We start from the raw sequence: 24,263 nt of genomic DNA on the forward strand, positions 1-24,263 counted from the left end.
TTTGGTTAACGATATTGCCTAAAGATATCGTTAACCATTTAGTTATCTTTTATCTATTAGGCGCTATATTCAACTACTGTAGCGACCAATACATACACTTTTAGACTGAATACCCAGCACTTTAAGAAAGATATTACTACCAAAACCATTGAACATTTAAACCTATATTTAAATCACTTGTTTCATATTCCGCGGGCTTATAAAGAGGAACAGCAATAAACAGATCATAATTAAATATATTAAAATTTCCTCTAACACCTAGTGCACTCCCCAACAACTGATCATTTGAGTAAAGACCGATAGGATAAATATCACCAATTATGCGACCATAGTCTAATGCGTAATAAGGATAAATAGAGACATTAGGAAAGTAAAAATTAAACTCATTTCTAAAATAAAATCCTTTATCACCAATTAATGAGTACTCTTCATCAAAACCTCTCACTGTCCAACGATTTCCTAACGAAAATTGATCTTGAATCGTCAAGTTATCAGGGGTGTACTGAATAAACACTTGAGGGTTATAACTCATAACAAAGTTATCGAAAGAAAAAGGGATGACTGCATTGACATCAATAGTGATGATCCTTCCCATTTTACTCACATCACCATACTCCATATCCCAACTGGGTTTTGCTCCCAGCCATTGGACATTTCGTTGATAATTAATTGATGCATCAACTGTAGAGTTATTAATATTCTGGCGATGATTTAATCCTATATTAATATTAGTTAAATCTCTTTCTTGGGATAACAATGAAATATCTTCAAGGTGATATCTAGATTTTCTTTTCATTAACTGGAATGTTAATGAGTCTTTATAGGATTGCCCTCGCAAAAAAACATGACTTGCACTAAAATTTAAATATCGGTTTTCACCATAATATTTATAGCTCATAATACTATCATTGATTGTTTGCTTATAATTACTTTTACTTGCATATACGGAATACAACCAATAGTTATAAGGAACTGCATAATAAATTGCTTGGTTCTTAGTCGAATATCGCGCTCTATTTTCTAGGTTTTTACCCATTGAAACATAAATTGTATCATTTAATGAAGTTAAATTATTACCATATACAGTAACGCCAATTTGATTTTTTCCTGTTTGTCGACTTCCCGCATTATTAAGCCAACCACCAACATTAAAATATGATGACTGTACCCTTTCAATTTCAATATCTGTTGTTGAAAATTCTTTACCGGGCATTAATTCAATATTGGTTTTTACTCCGGGTATCCGCTCTAAATTCTCAAGCCCTTGTTCTAAATCTCTTAAATTTAAAACTTTGCCTTTCTCTGTGGGCATGGTATTAAACAACGAAATATATTCACTACTGTTGTCTGTTAATTTAATATTATCCACAGTACCGGGAATAATTTTTAATTTTAGCAAACCTTTACTAATATTTTGTTCAGGTATATTAATACGTGTCGTAACATAACCTATTTTAATAATTTTGTCTTGTAAACCTTTTGCTAACGTTTCCATACCATAAATACCAAGGCACTGCCCTACAGCTTGATCAACATACTGCTGTAACAAACGCATATTAGCAATTTTTCTTTCCGTATCAAGGTGTATTGATTTTATTTCATAACAATTTTGTTCTGGTTGAAAATATAATTTATCTTCTTTTATCTCGGCTTTATCATCCAAAACATCTTTAGTCGTTAACTGTGTTTGTTGATATCGTGATTTATCTTGAGATATTTGATTATTAATTTGTTGGTCTATTGGCTGTATTGGATCAGCATAAACCATAAACGCAAATACAGATAGCGATATAATCGTTAAACGTAAAAACATACATACCCTTAATTATTCTGAAAATATAGGGGAGCAAACTGCTCCCCTAAAATTAGGTATTAGTAATAACCTAAGGTGTTGAGTACTACTGTTCCACCAAGAATTTGACCATTTCTTTGTGAGTAGATTGTTGGACTATCAATTTGTGTTGTATTTACTGAACGAATAGTTCCATATTGGTTATTAACTGATTTAAACGATTTTATCATTGCGCTATTACCTGCATCGATAAGACCATAAGTATTCGTCATATTACCAACAGTGATATTCATATTATTTGAGGCTCTAACTGTTCCTCGGTTGTTTTGAAAATCATTTCTAACCGTGACATTAATATCACCTGTCACTTTTGCTTTTTGAGTGATATTGGCAAATACCAACCCATATTGGTTATCAAAGCTATTCGCCTTAATCGAAATACCACCATCACTGCTTTCTAAACCACCGGATTGGTTAATTAAACCAAAACGTGAACTGACTTGCTTAAAGTTGTCACTATAACGGTTATATATTGTACCAGAATCAACGGTTAGTGATTTATTAGCATGAATATAACCAGACTGGTTATTTAATGAATCAGAAGTCATTTCTATCTCATTTGCTTTAATATAACCATACTGGTTAGATAACGCTGTCGCTGAGATATTCGCTTTACCATTTTCAAAAACGATAGAACCTGTATTAGTCAATCGTGATGATTTGACGTTTAAGTTTTTCTCTCCATTGATTGTTGCAACATTATCGTTATTGAGCGTTGTTGCCGTAATATTCATATCTCCACCCGCTTTGATCGTTGAAGATAAGTTATTGATGGTTGAACTATCAATGTTCATTGAACCTTTAGACTGAAGTGTTGCCTTACCGTTATTCCTCACTTCTAAACGATTACGAATGTCCATATTACGTTCAGCTGAAATGTTACCATAGTTATTAGTTAACTGATTCGATGAAATATTGATATCACGACCAGAAATAATTCCACGCCTATTCTGTTCATGTAGGTTATTTCTTAAATCGAAGCTATTAACTATTGCACCCGTAGTATTAATATTAATATCACCAGTTCGAGTTTGGATCGTACCATTTGTGTTAGCTACAGAGCCTGATTGAGTATCAATCGTATTGAATGCACTGACGATACCGTTATTATTATTAATCGAGTTGAGTGTCGCTAACTTAACGTTACCACCATTAGATACAATTTGGCCTTTCTGATTGTCAATATAACCATATCCGCTGGTAGTAATATCAATATCACTGTTTCCTGCAATACTACTGCGGTTTGTAATAGTACTTGCTGCTTTGATATTAATCTTACCTTGCGATTCAATTTTAAGCCCAGTATTAGTTACTTGGCCTGCGGAATTAATCACTAAACCACCGGTACCTGCTGAAATAACGCCATTATTTGTCACACCAACGCCATTCTCAGTGGTAACTAAGGTGATCTTATCAGCATACATTCCACCAATAGAGGAAGTATCAATACCGACTCGAGAAGTAGAACCGATGCCTCTGATCGCAGTAGTAAAACGATTGTCTGCATCCACAAAGTTACTGCCTGTCGTGATATTTATCTCTTTTGCACGAATATCACCACGAATAGCCACTGAACGAGCCAATAAATCCGTCGGTGAATCTGAACGTAGTGCACCATTAACAATGATTTGGCCTTTTTCAACGTTATAACCAACAATTGTGCCATCTGTTGCTTTAACTGCATTACCCGTTGTTAATGTTGCACGACTGGTATTAATAAAACCACAGCTATTACAAGTGATACCTGATGGGTTTGCGACGATAACTTGAGCCTTATCCCCCGCTACTTCAATTAATCCATTTAATGTACTGGCTCTATTAGAATTAACTTCATTCAAAATGACTTTTGCACTGCCACCAGCTAAATTAGCGTTACCATTGATTGTTCCACCTAATTGGGTCGTGGAAGAATCTTTGCTGTTATTCAAAATCACACCCGTCGGATCGACGTCAAAACTGTGATAAATATTGTGCGAGACACCTTTATCACTCGCTTTATTAATATTAACAATAGTTGGTCCATTAGGCTGTACTTGTACACCTGCACCATTAGTATTAATAATTGCTCCATGAGCAACAGAAGCAAAACCTAAAATAACAGACACACATAAGTAAATAGGCTTAATTTTCAGCATGGGCGTGCTGAAAACTTTATTTGTATTCTTTTTCATAATTAAACCCTAGATTATTTATAGATAAAAACAAAAGAAAAAAGAAATAAAATCGCCCTAAGGCAAATGAATTATGGAATAAACAAAATTTAAAGAACAATTAAATAACCTAAAGTTAAATTATATAAAAATCACAGATAGATAAACTTTTCAAAAGCTAACTATTTCAATAGAGAAACCATCAAAATAAGATATACAACTTTGAAATCAATCAGTTGAAATTTTTAAATTTTAAGGGAAGTGATGTTAAAGTGTTTTTTAATAGCGTAAAGAAAACCCCCAAAAAACATTAAAATAGATCATATATAAAATTATTTTTATGAATATTTATTAGTGTTATATTATTGCTTATTTACGCCGTTTTTAATTAAATAAACCATAGGTACCTTTATAATAAAAAAAAACAGAGAATAATAAGTACATAAAAACAACGAAAAATAAAATTAAGATTAATCTCAAGAGAAAAATAGAAAATTATAGAGAATAAAATAATGAAACAATTACAATAAAAGTATTTTATTTAAATAACGCCATTTACATGTTTAATTAAAATTTAATTTTAGGTGATTTTTATTTACATAAGTAAATTATTTTCGGCTACTTATATTAATAGTCCTGGAATTAACAAGTAACAGCCTTATACTTTAAATAACTCGAGATGTAGGTAGGCGACAAACGAAGATAGGTGGGAGCATAAATAAACTATGTGACTCGATAAACCTCAATGTAGCCATCTTACCTTAAGGAAAATCACGGTATCTCCATAGTATGACAAGTACATAGTTAAAATAACCAAGCGGATAGGCATACAGGCACCAACGAAATCAATTCAGTTAATTAGAACCTGTCAGCGAAGTGTGAAAAACAATGCTATTTTCTCACTTCGCCAGCAACCTAACATCTCACGATAATACCTGTAGTAAAGCGTAAGACTCTTAGAATTTATCTTGTTGTAAATAGGACCACGCATACTGAGCATAGAGTTCAGCGCCTGCGACCATTGCATCTTCATCGATATTAAAACGTCCGTGATGATGTGCCCACTGAGTGTCTTTATCAGGATTACCGGATCCTAATAGGGCGAAACAGCCAGGAATATTTTCAATATAGAAACTAAAGTCCTCACCGCCCGTAGTTGGTTTTTCAAATATTAATGTATCTTCACCAAACGCTTCAGTAATCACAGACTGTGCCAACAATGCACTTCGCTCTTCATTAATGACAGGTAATGTGCCGTAGGTATAAATCACCTCAGCTGTTGCTCCATACATTGCGGCAGTATGTTCTGCATAGCGACGGATTGCCGACTCAATGCGACTACGCGTTTCAATATTAAAGCAGCGTACCGTACCATCTAAGACCGCGTTTTCCGCAATAACATTAAAACGTGTACCAACATCCATTTTACCAATACTCACCACCGCAGACTCAAGCGGTGAGGTTTCTCGTGAAATCACGGCTTGTAAATTCATCACAAAAGAAGATGCAACAACCGCAGCATCAATGGTCGCTTCAGGCATAGAGCCGTGGCCCCCCCGACCTTTAAATTTGACAACAAGTAAATCAGCGGAAGCAAATGTGCCCCCTACATTACAAGAGATTTTTCCTGAAGGTGTGGTTGACCAGATATGCATACCGAATACGTTATCGACATTTTCAACTGCGCCTTGCCTTACCATTTCTTTCGCGCCTTGAGCTATCTCTTCAGCGGGCTGGAAAATAAGCCTGACATTACCACTCAGTTGTTCGCGTATATCGTAGAGGGCTTTCGCCGCAGTTAATAGCATGGAAGTATGTGCATCATGACCACATGCATGCATTTTTCCTTGATTTTGTGATTTATAATCTAATGAATCATTCAGCTCCAACACCGGTAGTGCATCAATATCGGCTCTTAGAGCAACCGTTTTACCTGGTTTGCCGCCTTTTATTTCAGCAATGATCCCTGTAGGCTCGGTGAGGCGATACTCAATCCCAATTTTAGTCAGTTCTTCTGCGATACGTTTAGTGGTACGTACCTCTTCCCAAGGCAATTCAGGATGTGAATGTAATTCACGACGAAAAGCGATCATTGCTGAGGTGTATTTTTTAATTGCCTGAGTAATCGTTGTATTTACCATGTTTCTACCTTTACCTAAGAATACTTATTTTTAATTCAACACTCTGCTAGCGACCGAGCTGTCGCGAACATGACATCAACACCCCGTACAATTTGTTCATAATCAGTCCATTCATCAGGGTGATGACTTAACCCATTACGGCTTGGCACAAAAATTAATCCTGTTTGGGTAATGCCCGCAAATATCATTGTATCGTGCCCAGCACCACTCACCATTGTGCGGTATTGCAACCCTTGTTGAGCTGCATGCTGTACCATCAACTGATGAATATTTTCATTTAATACCGTTGGCGGAACATACAGTGGTTGAATGACATCACTTTGTATCGCTGATTGACGGCTTGCTTGCTCAACTAAATCAATAATTCGCTCAATGGTTTGTCGTAGTGCTTTATCATTTTTTGACCGAATATCAACGCTAAAAATCACTTCACTCGGGATCACATTCGCACCATTAGGTAGCACATTGAGCCGCCCTACCGTTGCAACCGTACCATCACCAGCCGCTATTGCTATTGCGGGGATCTGACCAATTATATGGCTCGCGCAAACTAATGCATCAGAACGCATATTCATCGGCGTAGTTCCAGCATGCCCCGCTTTACCATTTAGTTTCACTTCAAGTTGTGCAATACCCACGATTGTATCGACAATGCCAACATCTTCTTGTACTTGCTCTAATATTGGCCCTTGTTCAATGTGTAATTCCAAAAAAGCTTTTACTTGGGAAGGATTAAGGATCGCCTCATCCGCTTTATCCGCATTAAAACCGGCCTCAGCCATACGTTTTGCCGCTGACACTCCCTGTCTATCTTTGAGTTGATATAACTCTTTAGTGCCAATTAAACCTGTGATCACGCTTGAAGCCATCAAACCTCTTCCAAAGCTTGTGCCTTCCTCCTCAACTAGTGCAATCACCTCAATAGGGTAACGCGGCTGTAGTTGCTGTTCACGGATGCGAGCAATAATGTCTAACCCACAAACAATACCCGCTGGCCCGTCGAAGGCGCCTCCATGGGGAACTGAGTCAAAGTGCGAACCAATGATCACCGCAGGCAAATTAGGTTCAGAGCCTTCTAATCGTCCATAGATATTACCTATAGCGTCTTCCCTGACCTGTAAACCCAGCTGGCACATTTGCTGTTTTAAATAATTTCTCGCCTGTTTATCCTGCTCGCTATAACTCATACGCGTCGTACCTTGGCCCGGTGTCGCGGTATATTCAGCTAATTGCTCTAAATGACGTTGAATTCTTAATTTGCTCATTTCCATTGTGTTATCCCGCAATTGGTGTAATAAAACCGACCATAATTCCAGCTAATACTACCGAAACCATCGTAACTGAAATAAATCCCCCCACTAACATTGGACCTAACATATGTGCCGTTAGGATCTGACGTTCTTTTTCATCTTTAGTGAGCGCATTAATCGCTTCGTTGGTAATAATATAATCAGCAGGAAAACCGTATAACGCAGTCAAGGAGACAGCAAATGCCATTTCTTTGGAAACACCAAGAATTTTACCGACTATCCATGATGCCAAATACATACCGATGACAGCTGCAACGATTAAAACAACCATTGGATAAACAAGGCGTAATAACATGTCTGGTGTAGCATGGTTTAAGGTATCAAATATAAATAACATCAGCGCCATAATTGCAAAACCGAAACCATTAGCCTTTTGTAGCGGCTGTCTTTCTAAAAATCCTAGCGATGATGCAATAACGCCAAATAATAAGCACAATACAAATGGACTGATACTAACAATTGGTGCGGCCCATGTTGAAACTAAATAAGCAAGGTAGCCTACCGCTGCAAGACGTAAGAATTTGAAATAGCTAGTATTATAGTGTGATGGGATTTTTTTGAATAAACGAGGCATTTCCTCATCAGAAGTGACTGTTTTGACTTCTACATCATCAGCCCCATCAACCGACAGCGATTCTTTCCATTGTCCACTGCGATATTGGGTCAAAACCCGCCGGCCTTCACGTTTTAACATAACAGCAGTTAATGGATAACCCGCAAATCCTTGCATCACGTAAATAAGAATAGCAAAAACAGATAAGTCAATTAGCCCTGCATCTGCAGCACCTTTTGACATAATTAACGAAGAAACGATCCCACCAACTAATGGCGGAATAGCTACTAATACGGTATTAAGATCAAATAACACCATTCCAATGGCATAGATAAAAACAATAATGCCTAAAATACCCGACAAAGAAATTAAAATGGTTTTCCACTGACGTAACAATTCTTTTAATGATAATAGCGTTCCCATGTTGGTGATAAGTAAATACATCAATGTCACAGCAACGACCTGTGGTATTCCCGCAATACTGACAATATTTTTAGGGAAAAATGTCCAATAACCTAATAAAAATAAGACAGCACATACAAACACTGAAGGGATCCATGCTTTAGTTCTCACTGCAATCGCATCCCCGATATACAAAATCAAAACTATAATAAACAGCGCTAACATCTGCGACATAACTTTTCCCCGTCTATATCTGTTTAAAATTCAATTTTTTATAGATTATAAATTTTATTATTTATGATTAGAGGTGACATACGACACCATTTAGTATGGTATTTGGTCACAATAAAGATGATTTATCTAAAAGCGATTAAAAGCATACCAAAATTCATAATATCATCGAAAATCAATATGTATAGATAACCCACTGAAGAGGTCACAAATTACAAAATAGAAAGCTACTAAGCTTAACAGTGATAAATCATAGCCGATCGGCATATGACATTAGAATTGACTAACAATTAGTTAACATATCGATGTGATATCGCTAATTTATAAAAAAAATCAAATGATAATTTTTTTGGTTTGTTTTTTAAACAGTGAAATTATATTCTGTCGAAAAGTGCTATATATTAAAAAGGTATACTCGCTATTTTGGAAAACGAATTATTTTATAAAAGAATTAATTAATTTATCCCAAACAATCTACTTTATTCAGTATTGAGTGTAATCAATACCTAAAATAGGTTTTCCACTAATAACAGCGCCCTCTCCCTTAAATAATTTTAGAGGCCGCTAGGTAACAACTGAACGAGTCTCTAGGCACCTAAAAAATAGGTAATAGCTACGATCAAATACAATCAACATATCTTAATGAAAGGCGCTGCAACCTGAAGCATACCCGCTAAATATGCAATATAAGCGCATACCTCATCGTTTATTTAACGGGTATCGTTACCAAACACTCAATCAAAAATTCATTGCTTAATCACTGCTGAGCAAGCCAGTTATGGCATAACATGCCTAAAAAAGTAAAAATTAGTGCCCCGATAACATGAATAGCAATCGTGCTCAGTGCCACCAGTAATTTTCCTTCTTGTATTTGCACTAAGACTTCCAATGAAAACGTTGAAAATGTAGTAAACGCGCCACAAAAACCGGTCACAATAAACAGTTTATAGGCAGGACTGAGATTGGCATTGGCAAAATAAGAAATCGCAAAGCCAATGATAAATCCCCCGACAAGATTGACAAATACAGTTCCCATTGGAATATTTGGATAGAGATGATTGAGTTTTAGACTGATAAACCATCTTAACCAACCACCTAAAACAGAACCTAGCGCGATAGAAAAAAGAGCTGCATACATAGCGGGATCCCCTAGTGTTATCATGGGGAAATAAATGCGCGGATATATTAACATTTATGCCCCAATAATTAGGGCACATAATACCTACGTACCCCATCAATTGAAAAGGTTAACGTAGGCATCATCAACCCATTAAGGGCGGTTTTTCACGGGAGGAATGCCATCTCCTGCAATTAGATTACAGCTAATTAATTACAAGGTAAATAGTGGATTATTGTATAATTTATTCACTCGTTGAACAGCACCTATACACTATATAAGTGCTGATTGTGACATCAACTTAGTTGAGCAAATATTAATAAGGCAATCATCACAGTAATAGCACCGCCAATTCGTGTAGATATTTGAGCAAACGGCAATAACGTCATACGTTCAGCTGCGGTTAAAATAGCAATATCACCAGTTCCACCTAAACCACTATGGCACGCCGTAACAATCCCCGCTTCGACAGGATACATACCCATTTTCTTAGCCATGAGAAAACCAACTAAGGCTAACGTCGCTACAGTCACAAAAATAGTAATTAATATTGTTGGATGGAATGCAGCAACTAATTCGCTCCAGTGTGTCACCGCAACTGAGTTCGCAAATAATAATGGGTATGTCACACTCGCTAAGAAAAACTGAAATAACGTCTTTGCCCCCTGTTCAAGCGGAGCAGGAATTAAATTACTCAGCTTTAATATTACTGCAAGAAAGAGCATGCATACTGGACCAGGTAGGCCAAATAATGCATGTAACAGAACACCAGCTAAATAAAGTGTAATCGCACACATACCTGCGCTAATAACCCAATTAACATCAATAGTACCTTTTACCTCTTGTTTATTTCCTGCCAGTAAATTATCACCAGTCACCTGTAACTGCCCATTTCCTGTTAGATGTGGATAACGGCGACCGATCATGTTTAAAAAACCACAAATAATAATTGCGAACAAGTTAGCAACTAATATCACAGGCAATAATTGTGCAAGTACTTTTCCAGAATCAATCCCCATGATTTCAGAATATCCAACCGATAATGGAATGGCACCTTCCCCTAATCCCCCACCCATTACTGGCGTACTAATAAAGAATACGATTTGTTTTAAATCTAAACCACAAGCGAGCCCAACTAACCCACCAATAATAAAGGCAAGTATTGAACCAATAAATAATGGTAAGAAAATCTTAGCAAACCCTTTTAATATAAGATTTCTATCCATAGTAAAAATACTACCAACGACTACTGAAGAAACAAACAAGTAAATAAAATTGCTGGACTTGGTAAATGATGTAATCGGCTCGACTAATGTTTGTGGAATAACATTAATACTCACTAAATATGATGGAAGAAATGCAGCAATGATTGCGGATCCGCCCATTTTACCTAAATAAGGAATGCGTTTACCGATTTCCGCACAAGTTGCTCCACCTAATCCCAATATTGCTATCATAGTAGGTAAATCAGTACCTATTTTCTTCACAGACATAATGCCAGCCACTAGCAACAATAATAATAGATAGACAGGTAACGGAATAAATCCCACTTTATAGTTAAATACTTTGACCAAAGTCTGTGGTGGTGATGCAGCAATATTATGTTGTGTCATGGTGACCTCTTTATATTATTTGTATGAGTGTTACCGATTTTTGTAGGGTGATGCGAGATCTTTTATGCGATCGCACCTTTTTGTCGCAACATGGATATTTTTTGCTCGTCAAATCCAAGTTCGCTCAAAATTTCATGACTGTGCTCCCCCAATTTAGGAGCGGGGAAACGCCAAACACCGGGTGTTGAGGAATATCGAGGTAAAATATTTGGCATACTCAACGATCCAAAATCATCGTCTGCTACAGATAGATGAACTTGGCGATGAATAAAATGTGGGTCATTAACAATATCATCAATACTATAAACAGGGCCAACAGTGACGCCTGCTTCTCGAACTAGCTCAAGTGCTTCTGCTCGGTTTCTTTGTGCAAACCAATCAGCGATAATGATATCCAGTTGTTCACGATTTTTAACTCGTGCACTGTTATCACAAAATCGAGGGTCATCCGCAAACTCACTGTGTCCAATTAAGTCAAAAAAACGTAATGCCATGGTTTGCGTTGAGCCTGAAAGTGCGACATATTTTCCGTCACGGCAACAATAAACATTTCTTGGAGCGCTAGTATTAGACGCGCTACCAATGCGCTGCTTAATCAAACCGGTTTTTTCATAAATAGCCGCCTCTGGCCCCAAAACCGAGTAGATAGATTCTAACAGTGATAAATCAATTACTTGCCCTTGAGAAAGTTGCCTAAATCGAGCAAATAGTGCTGTCGTAACCGCATTTGCACCATACACTCCTGTGATCATATCAGCCAATGCAAGCGGTGGTAATACAGGCTCTCGATCCGCAAAACCGGTTCGATGAGCAAAACCACTCATAGCTTCCACTAATGTGCCAAATCCTGGCTGTTGTGCGTAGGGACCGGTTTGCCCAAAACCAGAGATACGCACAATGATTAATTGGGGATTGTGCTGATGCAAAACCTCGGGTGAAAGCCCCATTTTTTCAAGTGTCCCAGGGCGATAGTTTTCAATAAAGACATCAGCTTGCTTCAATAATTCTAATAGTATCGCCTTGCCTTCATCATCACGTACGTTTAAGGCAATAGAACGCTTGTTTCTAGCATAGACTTTCCAAAAATATGAATCGCCCTCTTCTTTCCATGCCCGAAGAGGATCTCCTTTAATTGGCTCGATTTTTATAACATCCGCTCCCGCATCTCCCAGCTGCAATGACAACATATTACCCGCGACTAAACGTGATATATCGATAACGCGGATCCCTTGTAGTGCTCCTTTCGTTTGTGGATTAAATTCCTGAATTCTTGTATTATTTTTATTCATTATTCAACTTCCTTTTGCTGATATTTTTTATTTGCTCAACAACCGCGTATGCTTGAGCGAGATAAGGCGCATCAATCATTTTTCCCTGATATTGACTAGCACCGTGCTGACTATTTTTTGCGGTCTCAATAATGGCTAATGCCTGTTCTACTTCTTGCTTAGTTGGCATAAAAATACGATTTGCCAATACAATTTGAGTTGGATGAATGCAAGACTTGCCTGTGTATCCAAGATTTTTTGCTGCTTGCGCATCCGCGATAAAACCTTCACTGTCGTGGATATCAGGCCAAGCCGAATCCCAAACCGCTAACTGATGTTCGGCTGCCGCCATTTTTAGCTGTAATCGGATATATTGGCGTATTGACATATCCGTAGCCGTGATATTAAAAGGGGCTAATAAGTCGCCAAACCCCAGCTGTAAAGCCACTAATTGTTCAGAGGAACCCGCTATTTCATGGGCATTGCGTAATCCTTTTGGAGTTTCTATTGTGGCAAGTATCGCTAGCTTATTTTTTAATCCCTTTTTGGCAGCAATAACATTAATACGCTCAGCTAATTCAATAATTTGTTCTTTTGACTCAACTTTTGGGAGATTAATAATTTGAATATTAGGATGAACTGCAACTTGTAAGTCGGCGCGAATATCATCACTTTCTAATGAGTTGATACGAACAATTAAATCTTTTGTTTGTGATTGAGAATTTAATGGCATTTGATCGAGAAACTGAGATAAAAACTTTCTTGCTTCAGGCCTATCTTCAGGCTTTACTGCATCTTCAAGATCGAAGCTAACCGAATCAGATGCACTATTTAGCGCCTTACGATAAAGTTCAGGCCTTGATGCAGGCACAAATAATTTGCTACGCATAATTCACCCGATGTTATGTATTTGTAAAAAAGAAATGTATTTACAACCACTGTACTCAGCCATTAAAGTAAACAAAACATTGTTTTTCTACTTTCAAACTCAACAAAAAGTTAATTATGAATATTCGATTCTTAGAAACTTTTCTCTGTATTGTTGAAGAAGGCTCCGTTGCTTCTGCCGCACGTAAATTGCATTTAACAGCAACGGCCATGGCACAGAGAATCAAAGCATTAGAGGATGAGATTGGCGTAGCACTGCTTTATCGAACAGGTCGTACAATGCAAGTCACGCCTGAAGGGAAAGCAATTCTTCCTAAAGTCAGGGAATTAATTGCAGGAAGTAAGGCCTTAAAACAGCTAGCCTCAATGCAAGATGTTGCAGGAGAGCTTCGGATTGGCGTCTTACCAACCTTATTGTCAATGTTAGTTCCTGATGTCTTAACACATTTAAACGAACAGTTTCCGCAGTTAGTTTTATCAATTGAATTAGGGTTTTCCAGTGGTTTGTACCGACAATTGGCAAATGATGAAATCGATCTTGCTTTGCTAGTAACACCACTATTTCCTCTTAGTAAAGAATATTGTTGGTTACACCATCATCAAGAAAAATTTGTCGTCGTCGCCCCCGCAACATTAAAAGGCCGTACGGCTCATGACTTGCTAAAAACAGAGCCATTTATTCGCTATCACCAACAATCATGGGGGGGGATTGTTGCTGACCGCTATTTGCAATCACAAAATATTCAGGTAAATAAACGTTTTGATTTAAATACACTTGATGCGATTGTGTCACTTGTCAGTAGTGGCTGTGGTATTTCATTAATACCAGACTGGCAGCCGCTATTTAGTGATAGGAAAAATATCATTAAATTTCCATTACCTGAACCTGCTCCTAGCCGCGACATTGGTATTTTATACAAATATAATTCAGCTAAAAAAAACCTTATTGCCCCCGTTATTGAGCAATTGTTTCTTGATAAAAATGAAGAAAAATAGTTTGAACTGTTAATTTATTGTGATGTTTTTAAAGTGACAGATAGCTCAGTATCGATTTCTTCCTTTAACTCAGTGAAATATATAAATTTGAGTTTAAATAGCGCATAATATTTTCATCGCAGAACAAAACCATGTTACCTGCTTTTTTCATGCGTAAAGTCAGAAATCAACAATAATAAGCTCAGCATGAAACCATGTTAATTGTATAGGTTAAGCGTAAAAATGGATAAAAACCGCACTTTCTTGAAAATTGATGATATTGGGTATTCTATTGATGGTAAGACCATATTGGAGCATGTCCAATTTGAATTAAAATTAGGCGAGTTTAAGCTAATTACAGGCCCTTCAGGCTGTGGGAAAAGTACACTATTAAAGATAGTTGCATCATTGTTGCCTCCTACTTCAGGAACAATTCTATTTGATGGCCGTGATTATGCATCTATATCACCTGAAGAGTATCGACAACAAGTTTCCTATTGCACCCAAACGCCATCTTTGTTTGGCAATACTGTCTATGATAATTTATTTTTCCCCTATAAAATTCGAAAACTAAATTTTGACAAAGCTAAAATATTGCATGACCTAAATTACTTTTCACTACCTGAATCTATCTTAGAAAAAGGAATAAATGAGTTATCGGGGGGTGAAAAACAGCGTGTTTCACTAATTCGTAATCTCCAATTCTTACCGAAGGTATTACTACTGGATGAAATCACCAGTGCATTAGATGAAGCAAATAAAGTCAAAGTTAATGAGCTGATCCATCAATATACAACTCAGCAGGGTATTGCTGTTTTATGGGTAACTCACGATCAAGATGAAATTATGCATGCAGATGACGTCATCACTCTTCCCATCCATAATCAAGAACATAGGAATTAAACATGCACCAACCCACTATCACCAATGAGTCCTTGGGTTTTTCTATTATGCTTGTTCTGGTTGCAATATTTATCAGCCATAAAGAAAAACTCGCTCTAGAAAAAGACATTATTTGGAGTACGTTGCGTGCCATCATCCAACTATTAATTGTCGGTTATATCCTTAAGTATATTTTTCAGGTCGACCATGAAATACTCACCATCGCAATGGTTATGTTTATCTGTTTTAATGCGGCATGGAATGCGAAAAAACGCAGTAAATACATAGATAAAATTTTCGGCACTGCCTTTATCGCAATTACTTCAGGGACATTCCTAACCTTAATCATATTAATCACCAGTAAAGCCATTGCTTTCACACCAATGCAAGTGATCCCAATTACAGGTATGATTGCGGGTAATGCAATGATCGCTGTAGGTCTTTGTTTTAATAACTTAGGGCAACGTTTTAACAGTCAGCAACAACAAATACAAGAAATGCTAAGTCTAGGTGCAACGCCTAAAATTGCTTCAGCATCAATTATTCGTGAAAGTATTCGTGCATCGCTGATCCCAACTGTCGATTCTGCAAAAACAGTCGGTATTGTTAGCTTACCGGGTATGATGTCAGGATTAATATTTGCAGGTGTTGATCCGCTAGAAGCGGTAAAATATCAGATTATGGTCACTTTTATGTTATTGGCAACAGCAAGTTTATCAACTATTTTAGCTGGCTATATGACATATATTAAATTTTACAATGAGCGCCACCAACTGCTTATTAATACATTGAATAAGTAATATTATCAGACGCTTGATAACATTACTTGTTATCAAGCGTTCCTAATCTCTTTTAATTCTATGAAAAATCGCTCATTCGACTAACAAAAAACCTGATAAAGCTTCTTTAATCGGCAAACTTATTTTTAATAAAAAACGCGACCTTTTGTATTAATGTAAAATAATAACGTCAATTTTGTTTGTTTTTTGTTAAAACACTTCCATACCAAGCTATTATTAAGAGCAATACTTTACCCAGAGATTTTCTATAACCGAAAGTGGTAATAAATCATCATCGCCTTCAACCAAAGGAAATGACAGAACAGCTCGTCCATCTTTACTATGATATGCTTTTACTATAAATCTTTTATAGCCTTCTATTTTTGCATTTTTTATTCTTAACACCTTACCACAAACATAACCGACTTCGCCTTTATCTGCGGTTACTCTGATAAGATTATATTTTACATGCTTAAATGATGCCGACTCAGGGTAAGATAAATAATCTTCAACATTGTATTCAGCCAGTTTGATCACATCTGGTTGTGGCTTATAATAGATAGTTACGCCTAATAAAAATGAGCACCCAATAAGTAATGCCATCGTAAGCAGCTTAACGATATTCATATCTTGTACTCTTCAAAATAATTAATCATTTTATTCATAATCAATTTTTACAGAAAAAATATACGATACCTTTTGGATTAAAATAATCTCATCCTCTCACTTCTGATATATGTCAGTTTTCGCGATCACAACTTAAATTGTTCTTATATTTCTATCACTAAAAATAATTACAACACCTACAGAATTATGGCTAAAGATAGTTAAAAACATACAGCCATTATAACTTCTCTTAATAAAACTCAATTATGGAGTAATTTTATCAGCAATGTTCTTTTAAAATAAGTATCAGTAGTAGATTGAACTGTTACAGGTTGTATCCTTTTTACTATAAAAATAATCAATCTAAAATGACTAAACGTATCATTTAACTTAAGTGTCAATCATATTTCATTTTCATCCATGTATAAACATGAATAAGTTATACAAATGGATAATATATATTTCAATATATATAAAATCCCTTTTGTGAGTAAAAAAGCAATAAAAATAATCTAACCATATATTCATTAATCTATTATTCTGAGCAATCAAACTCATAAATTTTGTTTTTGCACATGTTTTATAATTTAACTACTCAGTTGGCAGGAAGCCAACATAGGCGGGCTATTGATATCTCAAGGATATTCTAGCAGCATATTTATACTGTAAATTTGATGTTTCCCTTCAGCTATCTCATACTTGATGTTCACAATGTTCTTAATACAATAGACTACAATTAGATATAATCATTCGAACGATTATATCTTAAGCTATTCTTATCAATTCATTTATCTTAAAATGGAATTTAACGCAAGTTAAAAGTAAAAAAACCCCGTTAAAAACAAAATAGATAAATAAAGTTAATTTATCCACTATAAAAAATAATTAAACAATCACATCACCAATACGTATTTTATCCTATAGCCACCTTATCCCCCGCTCTAAATACAGAATATTCCTATAAATGGGGTTAGAGCCTAAAAACTAAAATTATACGACCAATTTTGACAATGGATTTTATTTTAGTCAGGTAGCATCTACATGTCCCGACGATAAGGTGTATCATGACAAATATTCAGCTACTACTACTTGCAACTAATAACTTCAAAGAAGACATTGCACTTTCACACACGCAAGGATCATATATTTATCAGTTTTATTATGCGCAAATCGCTCTTCAACATTTAAGCATTGATTCTTTTTTAAGCAACTATAAAGTGCAAATCGACCCGATATTGAAAAATAACCATGAGTTGTACGCTCAACGCGAGCAAATTTATCAATTAATCAAAAGTTATTTAGAACAAGCAGAAACACGCTTTATTGAAAGAAAAAAAATTCTCAACCAAGACTAATAAATGATTAAGCCCCTTATCTAGATGGTTAAGGGGCTTACATTATCAATGACTTGGAATAGAAACATCATTTTTCCATCCCAAGTTATTTTATATTTATCGGGTTATTGTTCCTGCAACTCTAATTCCGCAATAATAGGCAGATGGTCGCTAGCTTGTGACCATTGAAACTCTTTGCTGTCTTTCGGGATCACCATATCTTTCACATCCCAAACTTGACCTTTAAAGGTGAAAATATGGTCAATATCAATCGCAGGATTTACCGCGGGCCAGCTTCGATAGTTCACGCCTGATTTTTCTACTGGCACCCAAAAATAGCGAAGCTCTTTAATCGGCTGCTCTTCTGCTGTAGAGTTAAAATCTCCCGCCAATATTTTGATTGACGCTGCAATATTATCGAATCCCGTATCAGTATCGCCAATAGCCGCATCAAGTATATGTCTCACTTGGCCAATACGAATTGTGGGATCCTTTTGCCAATCTAAATGAGTTCCCATAATAATAATCGGTGAATCAAAACCCGGTTTACTGATTTGTGATAATAAAACAACTCGCTGTTCGGCATCTCCCGACGGTAGTGGAATAACTTTCGATTTTTCAATTGGATATTTTGATAAGATCCCAACTCCATACTCTCCACCATCGAAGTCTAAAGCTTTACCAAATGCATGATACATTTTATTCGCTTTCGCCAACGTTTCGAGTTGATCAACTTTTTTACTGCGTGCCGTTTTATTATCAACTTCAGTCACCACAATGACATCCGCATCGATTTTAGCAATCGCCTGATTAAGCTGATTAAAATCAGCAACATTCTCGGATAATTCGTTTTTACCTATATTATAAGTCGCGACTTTAATCGTAGGTTTATTTGTTTGGTACACTTTATCAGGTGTCCCGCCGTTTTGTACCGCGAGTATTTCAGAGCCTGTTGTGCTTGCTGCCACTGAGCATGACGCGAGTAGCGCAGCAGATAACGCTATTTTTAGTTGTGTTGTGTTCATAAATTCCCCTGTAATTTATCTACAAATCATGCCTTGTGAGACAACATATTGACTTTGCAAAATAAAAAATAATTAACTGCTTAATCAAATTACCACAATCAATTAATGATTCCGTGACATCATCGACAATCTTATTTCGAGGGTTAAAATAACTATCTAATCGATAATTAAACAGTGACCGCTAACACATTTTTGAATGTGTTAGCGTATAAATAAGGGATTAAAAAGGCAGAAAATATGCCCTTCTCGGCATTTGCATTTCATGCACTTTGCCTGGCTTCGAATTTGTAGGGGAAAATAATTTCTTCTTGCTGGTTTGAAAAATCGCTATCGGGATCAGAAAGCCATTTTTGTAATTTCTTGGCTGCTTCCTTTGCCATTTTACTGTAATCGATCCTAACGGATGTGAGCGATGGATGGATATAATCGCAATTTGATGACCCTTCAACACAGGCTACAGCTAACATTGATGGAACTTTAATCAACCGCCTTTGGCATTCAAAAAGTACCCCTAATGCAATCATTTCATGACTGCATATCACTGCATCGAGTTCTGGTTGACGAGTTAACATTTCGCTAATGGCTTGCCGTCCAAAATCCATAGTGGCCACATAAGGGGTGGTTATGCTTTGTTCTGCACTGTGATTATGGCTTAACATTGCCTTTGTCCAGCCACTTAGCTGTTGACTTTGTACCTTACTATCCATTTGTGCACCAATATAACCAATTTTTCGATAACCTTTTTGTAGCATATGATTAGTTAGAAAATATACGGCCTCACCAATATTGCTTCGGATGTTAAGCGAAAGTGAGTGTGTTGCTTCCCCTGCAACACTAATAACGGGAATATCAATATTTTTAAGATAGCTAAGCACGCTTTCAGAATTAATCGCGCCAAAAATAACCATCGCTGCTGGACTACTTTGCAATAAAGTAAAGAAAACTTCAGATTCTTTTTTCTGTTGATAATCATGGCTGCCAATAACAACTTGATAGCTGTTTTTGTTAAGTACATCCTGTAGTGATTGCAAAAATGCCGAACTCGCATAGTCTCGTAATGATGGCACAAGTACTGCGATCGTTCGGCTTTGACCGGAGGCGAGTATACCCGCCGCAGAGTTTGGTATATACCCAAGCTCTGCGACTGCTTCATTGATTTTTTCTCGCAGTTTATCTGATACTAAGTCTGGAGTGCGCAGCGCCCTTGAGACAGTCATTGAACCAACGCCTGCATATTTAGCAACATCTTGTAGCGTCACTCGCCCAGTATTCTTTCTTTTGCGTGTTTTTTCCATAAAAGATGCTTTTTTACTCTATTACCCAATTTGTCACGCTATAACTTACCACAGGTTAGATTTGTTAATGAGCGGTCTTTAATGTTGTTTGCAATATATTCACTTTATTTATATGAAATGATAGCGCTATCACGAAAATGAACAATTCAGCTAGATAGCGCTACCATAGATCACTACTATGCTCTTAGTTTGATAGTTAGAAAAAAAGCTAAAAATAGTTTTACATTACCAGGAGCAAATTCAATGCTAACGACATTATTGACCCCTAACGTCATTCAGGTCGTCGATAGCGCCACTGACTGGCGTGATGCGATACATATCGCCTGTGAACCACTCATCAAAAATAACGCGATTGAGCCGTCTTATGTCGATGCCATCATTCGCTCTCATGAAAAAATTGGCCCGTATTATGTATTAGGCCCAGGTATTGCAATGCCCCATGCTCGCCCCGAAGATGGTGTAAACCAATTATCATTAGGTCTAACGGTGATTAAACAGGGCGTTGAGTTTGGCTCGGAAGGCAACGATCCAATTAAGTTGTTAATCGTACTCGCTGCGACAGACAGTAATAGCCATATTGGCGCTATTGCTAAACTCGCTGAACTATTTGATAACCAAGATCATATTGACCAAATCATCCAATCAGAAAACATTGATGACATCATTAGAATCATCGCTAACTATTAATTTTTAGAAGGAAAAGAATATGAAAATTACCGTCGTATGTGGAAATGGTTTAGGTACTAGTCTGATGATGGAAATGAGTATCAAAACGATTTTAAAAGATTTGCAAGTCAGTGCTGATGTAGATCACGTGGATCTTGGTTCTGCCAAAGGAACTGCTAGTGATATTTTTGTTGGTACAAAAGATATTGCTGAACAATTAGTTGCACAGCAAGTCGATGGTGAAATCGTTGCTCTAGAAAATATGATCGACAAAGTCGCTATGAAAGAACATTTGAGTGTTGCACTGCGTAAGTTAGGCGCACTGTAAGCGGAGGCTATATGTCATTTTTTCGTTTTCTGATGCAGGATGTCCTTTCTGAACCGGCGATCCTAGTCGGTCTGATTGCTTTAATTGGCTTAATTGCTCAAAAGAAACCCGTTACTGAATGTATTAAAGGCACCATCAAAACCATTATGGGTTTTGTCATTTTAGGTGCAGGTGCAGGCCTCGTTGTCAGCTCATTAGGTGATTTCTCAGCAATTTTCCAACATGCTTTCGGTATTAATGGTGTTGTACCAAACAATGAAGCCATTGTTTCTATTGCACAAAAAAGCTTTGGCCGAGAAATGGCAATGATCATGTTCTTCGCCATGCTTATTAATATCTTGATTGCCCGCTTAACCCCATGGAAATTCATTTTCCTAACGGGTCACCACACTTTATTCATGTCAATGATGGTGGCAGTGATCCTTGCAACAGCAGGTATGGAAGGTACGCTACTGGTGGTTGTTGGCTCACTCATTGTTGGTTTTTGTATGGTGTTCTTCCCTGCCATCGCCCACCCATACATGAAGAAAGTGACGGGTTCAGATGACGTCGCTATCGGACACTTTTCAACGATCTCTTATGTGCTTGCTGGTTTTATCGGGAGCAAATTTGGTAATAAAGCACATTCAACTGAAGACATGAACGTACCGAAAAGTTTACTTTTCCTACGTGATACCCCAGTTGCTATTTCATTCACTATGTTCATTATTTTTATCATCACTTGTTTATTTGCTGGCAGTGATTACGTTCGTGAAGTGAGTGGTGGTAAAAACTGGTTTATGTTCTCATTGATGCAATCTATCACTTTCGCTGCGGGTGTTTATATCATTCTGCAAGGTGTTCGTATGGTCATTGCAGAAATTGTTCCCGCTTTCAAAGGGATCTCCGATAAATTAGTTCCTAATGCCAAACCTGCGCTAGATTGCCCAGTTGTGTTCCCTTATGCGCCTAATGCTGTATTAGTTGGTTTCTTAAGTAGCTTTGCCGCTGGTGTGATCGGTATGTTTATCCTGTATGCGTTAAATATGACTGTGATTATACCGGGTGTTGTACCTCACTTTTTCGTGGGGGCTGCTGCTGGGGTGTTTGGTAATGCTACGGGCGGTCGTCGTGGAGCAATTTTAGGTGCGTTCGCGCAAGGCCTATTAATTACCTTCTTGCCTGTGTTCCTACTCCCTGTTCTTGGTGATATTGGTATCGCTAATACAACATTCAGCGATGCAGACTTCGGTGTTATTGGTATTTTACTTGGCATTATCGTTCGATAAAAATATCCCCGCAGGCATGCACCTGCGGGGGTCATTTAATTGCCTAATTGTCCAACCAATGTACCCTCTTTAAATAAGAATTCTTGCAATGAAATCAAATCGTCCGGTGTGACATGAATGACCCCTTCACCAGGAATATCAATTTCTGCAATCATAAATAAAGCCAAAGTAGTTAGTGAAGGTAAGATCAAGATCAACCAGTTCTTCCCTTTAGTGCCACGAATGTTGTAACCAATTAAAATATTCGAGCAAACCGCAAAGAAAATTAATAAAAACCATGCCGCATTAGGTATTTGATGTCGCCAGCTTGCCATCGTTTTCTGCTGCGAAAGATAAAGATCACTAATTGCCGTCAGTACTGATGCAATCACAGGGTTCGGTGTTTTAGTCGCTTCTTTAACTGCGAGCTCCCATAATGCGGCTTGTTTTTCTAAAGAAAGGCGTCGCCACTGGTTATTTTCATCACTCACTCCCGATTTGAAAAATTCAATACGTGCCTCTAGGTACTGTTCCAATAAATTCATCGCATCAGCCCTATCACTGCTGTTCAATATTTGCACGCGTTGATAAGCATTGCCAATCGCAATCGCTTCATTTTCCTCGGTTTGCTGCCGATTATTGTAGCCATTAATTGAGATGGAGAGTACAAAACCAATTAATAAGCCCAATAATGATAAAATGGCACCTAGTATAATTTTAGCTTCATCGTCAGCAATTTCTTCGTGCGCATTTCGGCGCTTAAATATAAATTTACCGATATACGCAGAAATAACTAATAACACAAATGTGATTACAAATAATAAAATAGAGTCAATCGGCGTATCATTAATTAATTCAGAAAGACTAAACATAGACTCTGTCCAGATAGATAATTTTCCGATGATATACCATATCCAGAATCAGGCTTTCTAGCTTTTTATTGACTGAGAATAACTTCAGACTTTAACGCTAAAATCTTATCCATAAATGATAAGATTTATATATTAGCCATTCTTTTATCTCAAAAAAAAGAGTCATCTAACCACCTGTTTTTAAATCAATTTTAGACTATAAATATATTCCCCATCGACAATTTCACCTGTATAAGTAAAACCATGTGATATATAGAGGTTTTTAGCAATATTGTTCTCATTATCAACTCCTAATGTGACACGATGGAGTCCTTTGGCTTTAAAGTAATCAATTATTGCTGAAAATGTTTTTTTTCCGAGACCTTGCCCAATAAACTTGTGATCTAACATATAACGACAAATTTGGGCTTCATTCGGCAGCAAATCTCGCTCTCGGTACATAAAGAAACCAATCAACGCTTGCTCACAATATAATGCTTTAGGCTTGAACTCAGGATAATAATGGGATTCTGCAATTGATATAGCATTACAGCAGATATAATCTTCAAGTACGGTCGCTATGCCATTAGCGTTTGATGTTAATTCACAGACATCAAACAGGTTATCTTTATCTATACTCTAAATAATTCGAGATGCAGGTAGGCGACAAGCAAAGATAGACGGGGAGCATAGATAAACTATGTGACTCGGCGAGCGTAGCGCAGTCAACAATCCTGCATCTTGAAGTAT

At 37.0% G+C, this 24,263-nt stretch carries 21 protein-coding genes and 1 riboswitch; of the genes, 7 read left to right on the forward strand and 14 right to left on the reverse strand.

Annotated features, from left to right (window positions below; translation table 11 throughout):
* Positions 1-136: 136 nt before the first annotated feature.
* The 9 genes from JI723_RS12070 to JI723_RS12110 all read right to left on the reverse strand — a co-directional run bounded on the left by JI723_RS12070 (position 137) and on the right by JI723_RS12110 (position 13,526).
* Positions 137-1,813 (reverse strand): ShlB/FhaC/HecB family hemolysin secretion/activation protein, encoded by a 1,677-nt coding sequence (locus tag JI723_RS12070; RefSeq protein WP_337979397.1) that lies wholly within the window; start codon positions 1,811-1,813, stop codon positions 137-139.
* A gap of 59 nt (positions 1,814-1,872) precedes the next feature.
* Entirely contained in the window at positions 1,873-4,023 is a 2,151-nt protein-coding gene (locus JI723_RS12075; protein ID WP_070925480.1) for a filamentous hemagglutinin N-terminal domain-containing protein, read from the reverse strand.
* A 935-nt stretch (positions 4,024-4,958) separates the two neighbouring features.
* Positions 4,959-6,143, reverse strand: coding sequence for a M20 family metallopeptidase (locus JI723_RS12080; RefSeq protein WP_272579692.1), 1,185 nt, complete (start codon positions 6,141-6,143; stop codon positions 4,959-4,961).
* 35 nt (positions 6,144-6,178) lie between these two features.
* The gene (locus tag JI723_RS12085) at positions 6,179-7,414 is read right to left on the reverse strand and encodes a Zn-dependent hydrolase (protein ID WP_337979398.1); all 1,236 of its coding nucleotides are present in this window, start codon (positions 7,412-7,414) and stop codon (positions 6,179-6,181) included.
* A gap of 4 nt (positions 7,415-7,418) precedes the next feature.
* Positions 7,419-8,642: a hypothetical protein gene (locus tag JI723_RS12090; protein WP_070925483.1), complete on the reverse strand. Its 1,224-nt coding sequence runs from the start codon at positions 8,640-8,642 to the stop codon at positions 7,419-7,421.
* Between the two features lie 754 nt (positions 8,643-9,396).
* Positions 9,397-9,777 carry a fluoride efflux transporter CrcB gene (crcB, locus tag JI723_RS12095; protein ID WP_272579885.1) on the reverse strand — a complete coding sequence of 127 codons (381 nt, stop codon included), beginning with the start codon at positions 9,775-9,777 and terminating at the stop codon, positions 9,397-9,399.
* Between the two features lie 108 nt (positions 9,778-9,885).
* Positions 9,886-9,954, reverse strand: a riboswitch (Fluoride riboswitch).
* A 98-nt stretch (positions 9,955-10,052) separates the two neighbouring features.
* Positions 10,053-11,369, reverse strand: coding sequence for a 2-hydroxycarboxylate transporter family protein (locus JI723_RS12100; protein WP_140181353.1), 1,317 nt, complete (start codon positions 11,367-11,369; stop codon positions 10,053-10,055).
* A gap of 62 nt (positions 11,370-11,431) precedes the next feature.
* Complete coding sequence (locus JI723_RS12105; RefSeq protein ID WP_272579690.1) at positions 11,432-12,658, reverse strand: CaiB/BaiF CoA transferase family protein; 1,227 nt, start codon at positions 12,656-12,658, stop codon at positions 11,432-11,434.
* Positions 12,651-13,526 carry an HpcH/HpaI aldolase/citrate lyase family protein gene (locus JI723_RS12110; protein ID WP_272579689.1) on the reverse strand — a complete coding sequence of 292 codons (876 nt, stop codon included), beginning with the start codon at positions 13,524-13,526 and terminating at the stop codon, positions 12,651-12,653. The genes JI723_RS12105 and JI723_RS12110 overlap by 8 nt, the downstream gene beginning before the upstream one ends.
* Before the next feature lie 116 nt (positions 13,527-13,642).
* On the opposite strand from JI723_RS12110, the gene JI723_RS12115 reads away from it, so the two are divergent.
* The 3 genes from JI723_RS12115 to fetB all read left to right on the forward strand — a co-directional run bounded on the left by JI723_RS12115 (position 13,643) and on the right by fetB (position 16,182).
* A complete protein-coding gene (locus JI723_RS12115) occupies positions 13,643-14,521 on the forward strand; it encodes a LysR family transcriptional regulator (protein WP_070925487.1) in 879 nt (292 codons plus the stop codon).
* A 222-nt stretch (positions 14,522-14,743) separates the two neighbouring features.
* Positions 14,744-15,403: an iron efflux ABC transporter ATP-binding subunit FetA gene (fetA, locus tag JI723_RS12120; RefSeq protein ID WP_272579688.1), complete on the forward strand. Its 660-nt coding sequence runs from the start codon at positions 14,744-14,746 to the stop codon at positions 15,401-15,403.
* Positions 15,404-15,405: 2 nt separating this feature from the next.
* Positions 15,406-16,182, forward strand: a complete 777-nt coding sequence (gene fetB, locus JI723_RS12125; protein ID WP_070925489.1) for an iron efflux ABC transporter permease subunit FetB — start codon at positions 15,406-15,408, stop codon at positions 16,180-16,182.
* Positions 16,183-16,398: 216 nt separating this feature from the next.
* On the opposite strand, the gene JI723_RS12130 is transcribed toward fetB, so the two are convergent.
* The gene (locus JI723_RS12130; RefSeq protein ID WP_070925490.1) at positions 16,399-16,788 is read right to left on the reverse strand and encodes a hypothetical protein; all 390 of its coding nucleotides are present in this window, start codon (positions 16,786-16,788) and stop codon (positions 16,399-16,401) included.
* Positions 16,789-17,831: 1,043 nt separating this feature from the next.
* On the opposite strand from JI723_RS12130, the gene JI723_RS12135 reads away from it, so the two are divergent.
* Positions 17,832-18,122, forward strand: a complete 291-nt coding sequence (locus tag JI723_RS12135; protein ID WP_070925491.1) for a hypothetical protein — start codon at positions 17,832-17,834, stop codon at positions 18,120-18,122.
* Between the two features lie 104 nt (positions 18,123-18,226).
* Here the strand turns inward: JI723_RS12135 and JI723_RS12140 are convergent, their stop codons facing one another.
* The gene (locus JI723_RS12140) at positions 18,227-19,126 is read right to left on the reverse strand and encodes an endonuclease/exonuclease/phosphatase family protein (protein WP_070925492.1); all 900 of its coding nucleotides are present in this window, start codon (positions 19,124-19,126) and stop codon (positions 18,227-18,229) included.
* A 260-nt stretch (positions 19,127-19,386) separates the two neighbouring features.
* On the reverse strand, positions 19,387-20,421 hold the full coding sequence (locus tag JI723_RS12145) for a LacI family DNA-binding transcriptional regulator (RefSeq protein WP_272579686.1): 1,035 nt from the start codon (positions 20,419-20,421) through the stop codon (positions 19,387-19,389).
* A 243-nt stretch (positions 20,422-20,664) separates the two neighbouring features.
* Between JI723_RS12145 and JI723_RS12150 the strand changes: the two genes are divergently transcribed.
* Genes JI723_RS12150 through JI723_RS12160 form a run of 3 tightly spaced genes read left to right on the forward strand, consistent with a single transcriptional unit; the run spans position 20,665 to position 22,683 of the window.
* Positions 20,665-21,108 carry a PTS sugar transporter subunit IIA gene (locus tag JI723_RS12150; RefSeq protein ID WP_070925494.1) on the forward strand — a complete coding sequence of 148 codons (444 nt, stop codon included), beginning with the start codon at positions 20,665-20,667 and terminating at the stop codon, positions 21,106-21,108.
* A gap of 19 nt (positions 21,109-21,127) precedes the next feature.
* Positions 21,128-21,415, forward strand: coding sequence for a PTS sugar transporter subunit IIB (locus tag JI723_RS12155; RefSeq protein WP_272579685.1), 288 nt, complete (start codon positions 21,128-21,130; stop codon positions 21,413-21,415).
* Between the two features lie 11 nt (positions 21,416-21,426).
* The gene (locus tag JI723_RS12160) at positions 21,427-22,683 is read left to right on the forward strand and encodes a PTS ascorbate transporter subunit IIC (RefSeq protein ID WP_070925496.1); all 1,257 of its coding nucleotides are present in this window, start codon (positions 21,427-21,429) and stop codon (positions 22,681-22,683) included.
* A gap of 35 nt (positions 22,684-22,718) precedes the next feature.
* Here the strand turns inward: JI723_RS12160 and JI723_RS12165 are convergent, their stop codons facing one another.
* Together JI723_RS12165 and JI723_RS19935 are read right to left on the reverse strand one after the other, a co-directional pair.
* Positions 22,719-23,534 (reverse strand): bestrophin-like domain, encoded by an 816-nt coding sequence (locus JI723_RS12165; protein WP_272579683.1) that lies wholly within the window; start codon positions 23,532-23,534, stop codon positions 22,719-22,721.
* A 180-nt stretch (positions 23,535-23,714) separates the two neighbouring features.
* Positions 23,715-23,975: a GNAT family N-acetyltransferase gene (locus JI723_RS19935; protein ID WP_476445221.1), complete on the reverse strand. Its 261-nt coding sequence runs from the start codon at positions 23,973-23,975 to the stop codon at positions 23,715-23,717.
* Between the last annotated feature and the right edge of the window lie 288 nt (positions 23,976-24,263).

The sequence above is a fragment of the Providencia manganoxydans genome, from assembly GCF_016618195.1.
GTDB lineage: Bacteria > Pseudomonadota > Gammaproteobacteria > Enterobacterales > Enterobacteriaceae > Providencia > Providencia manganoxydans.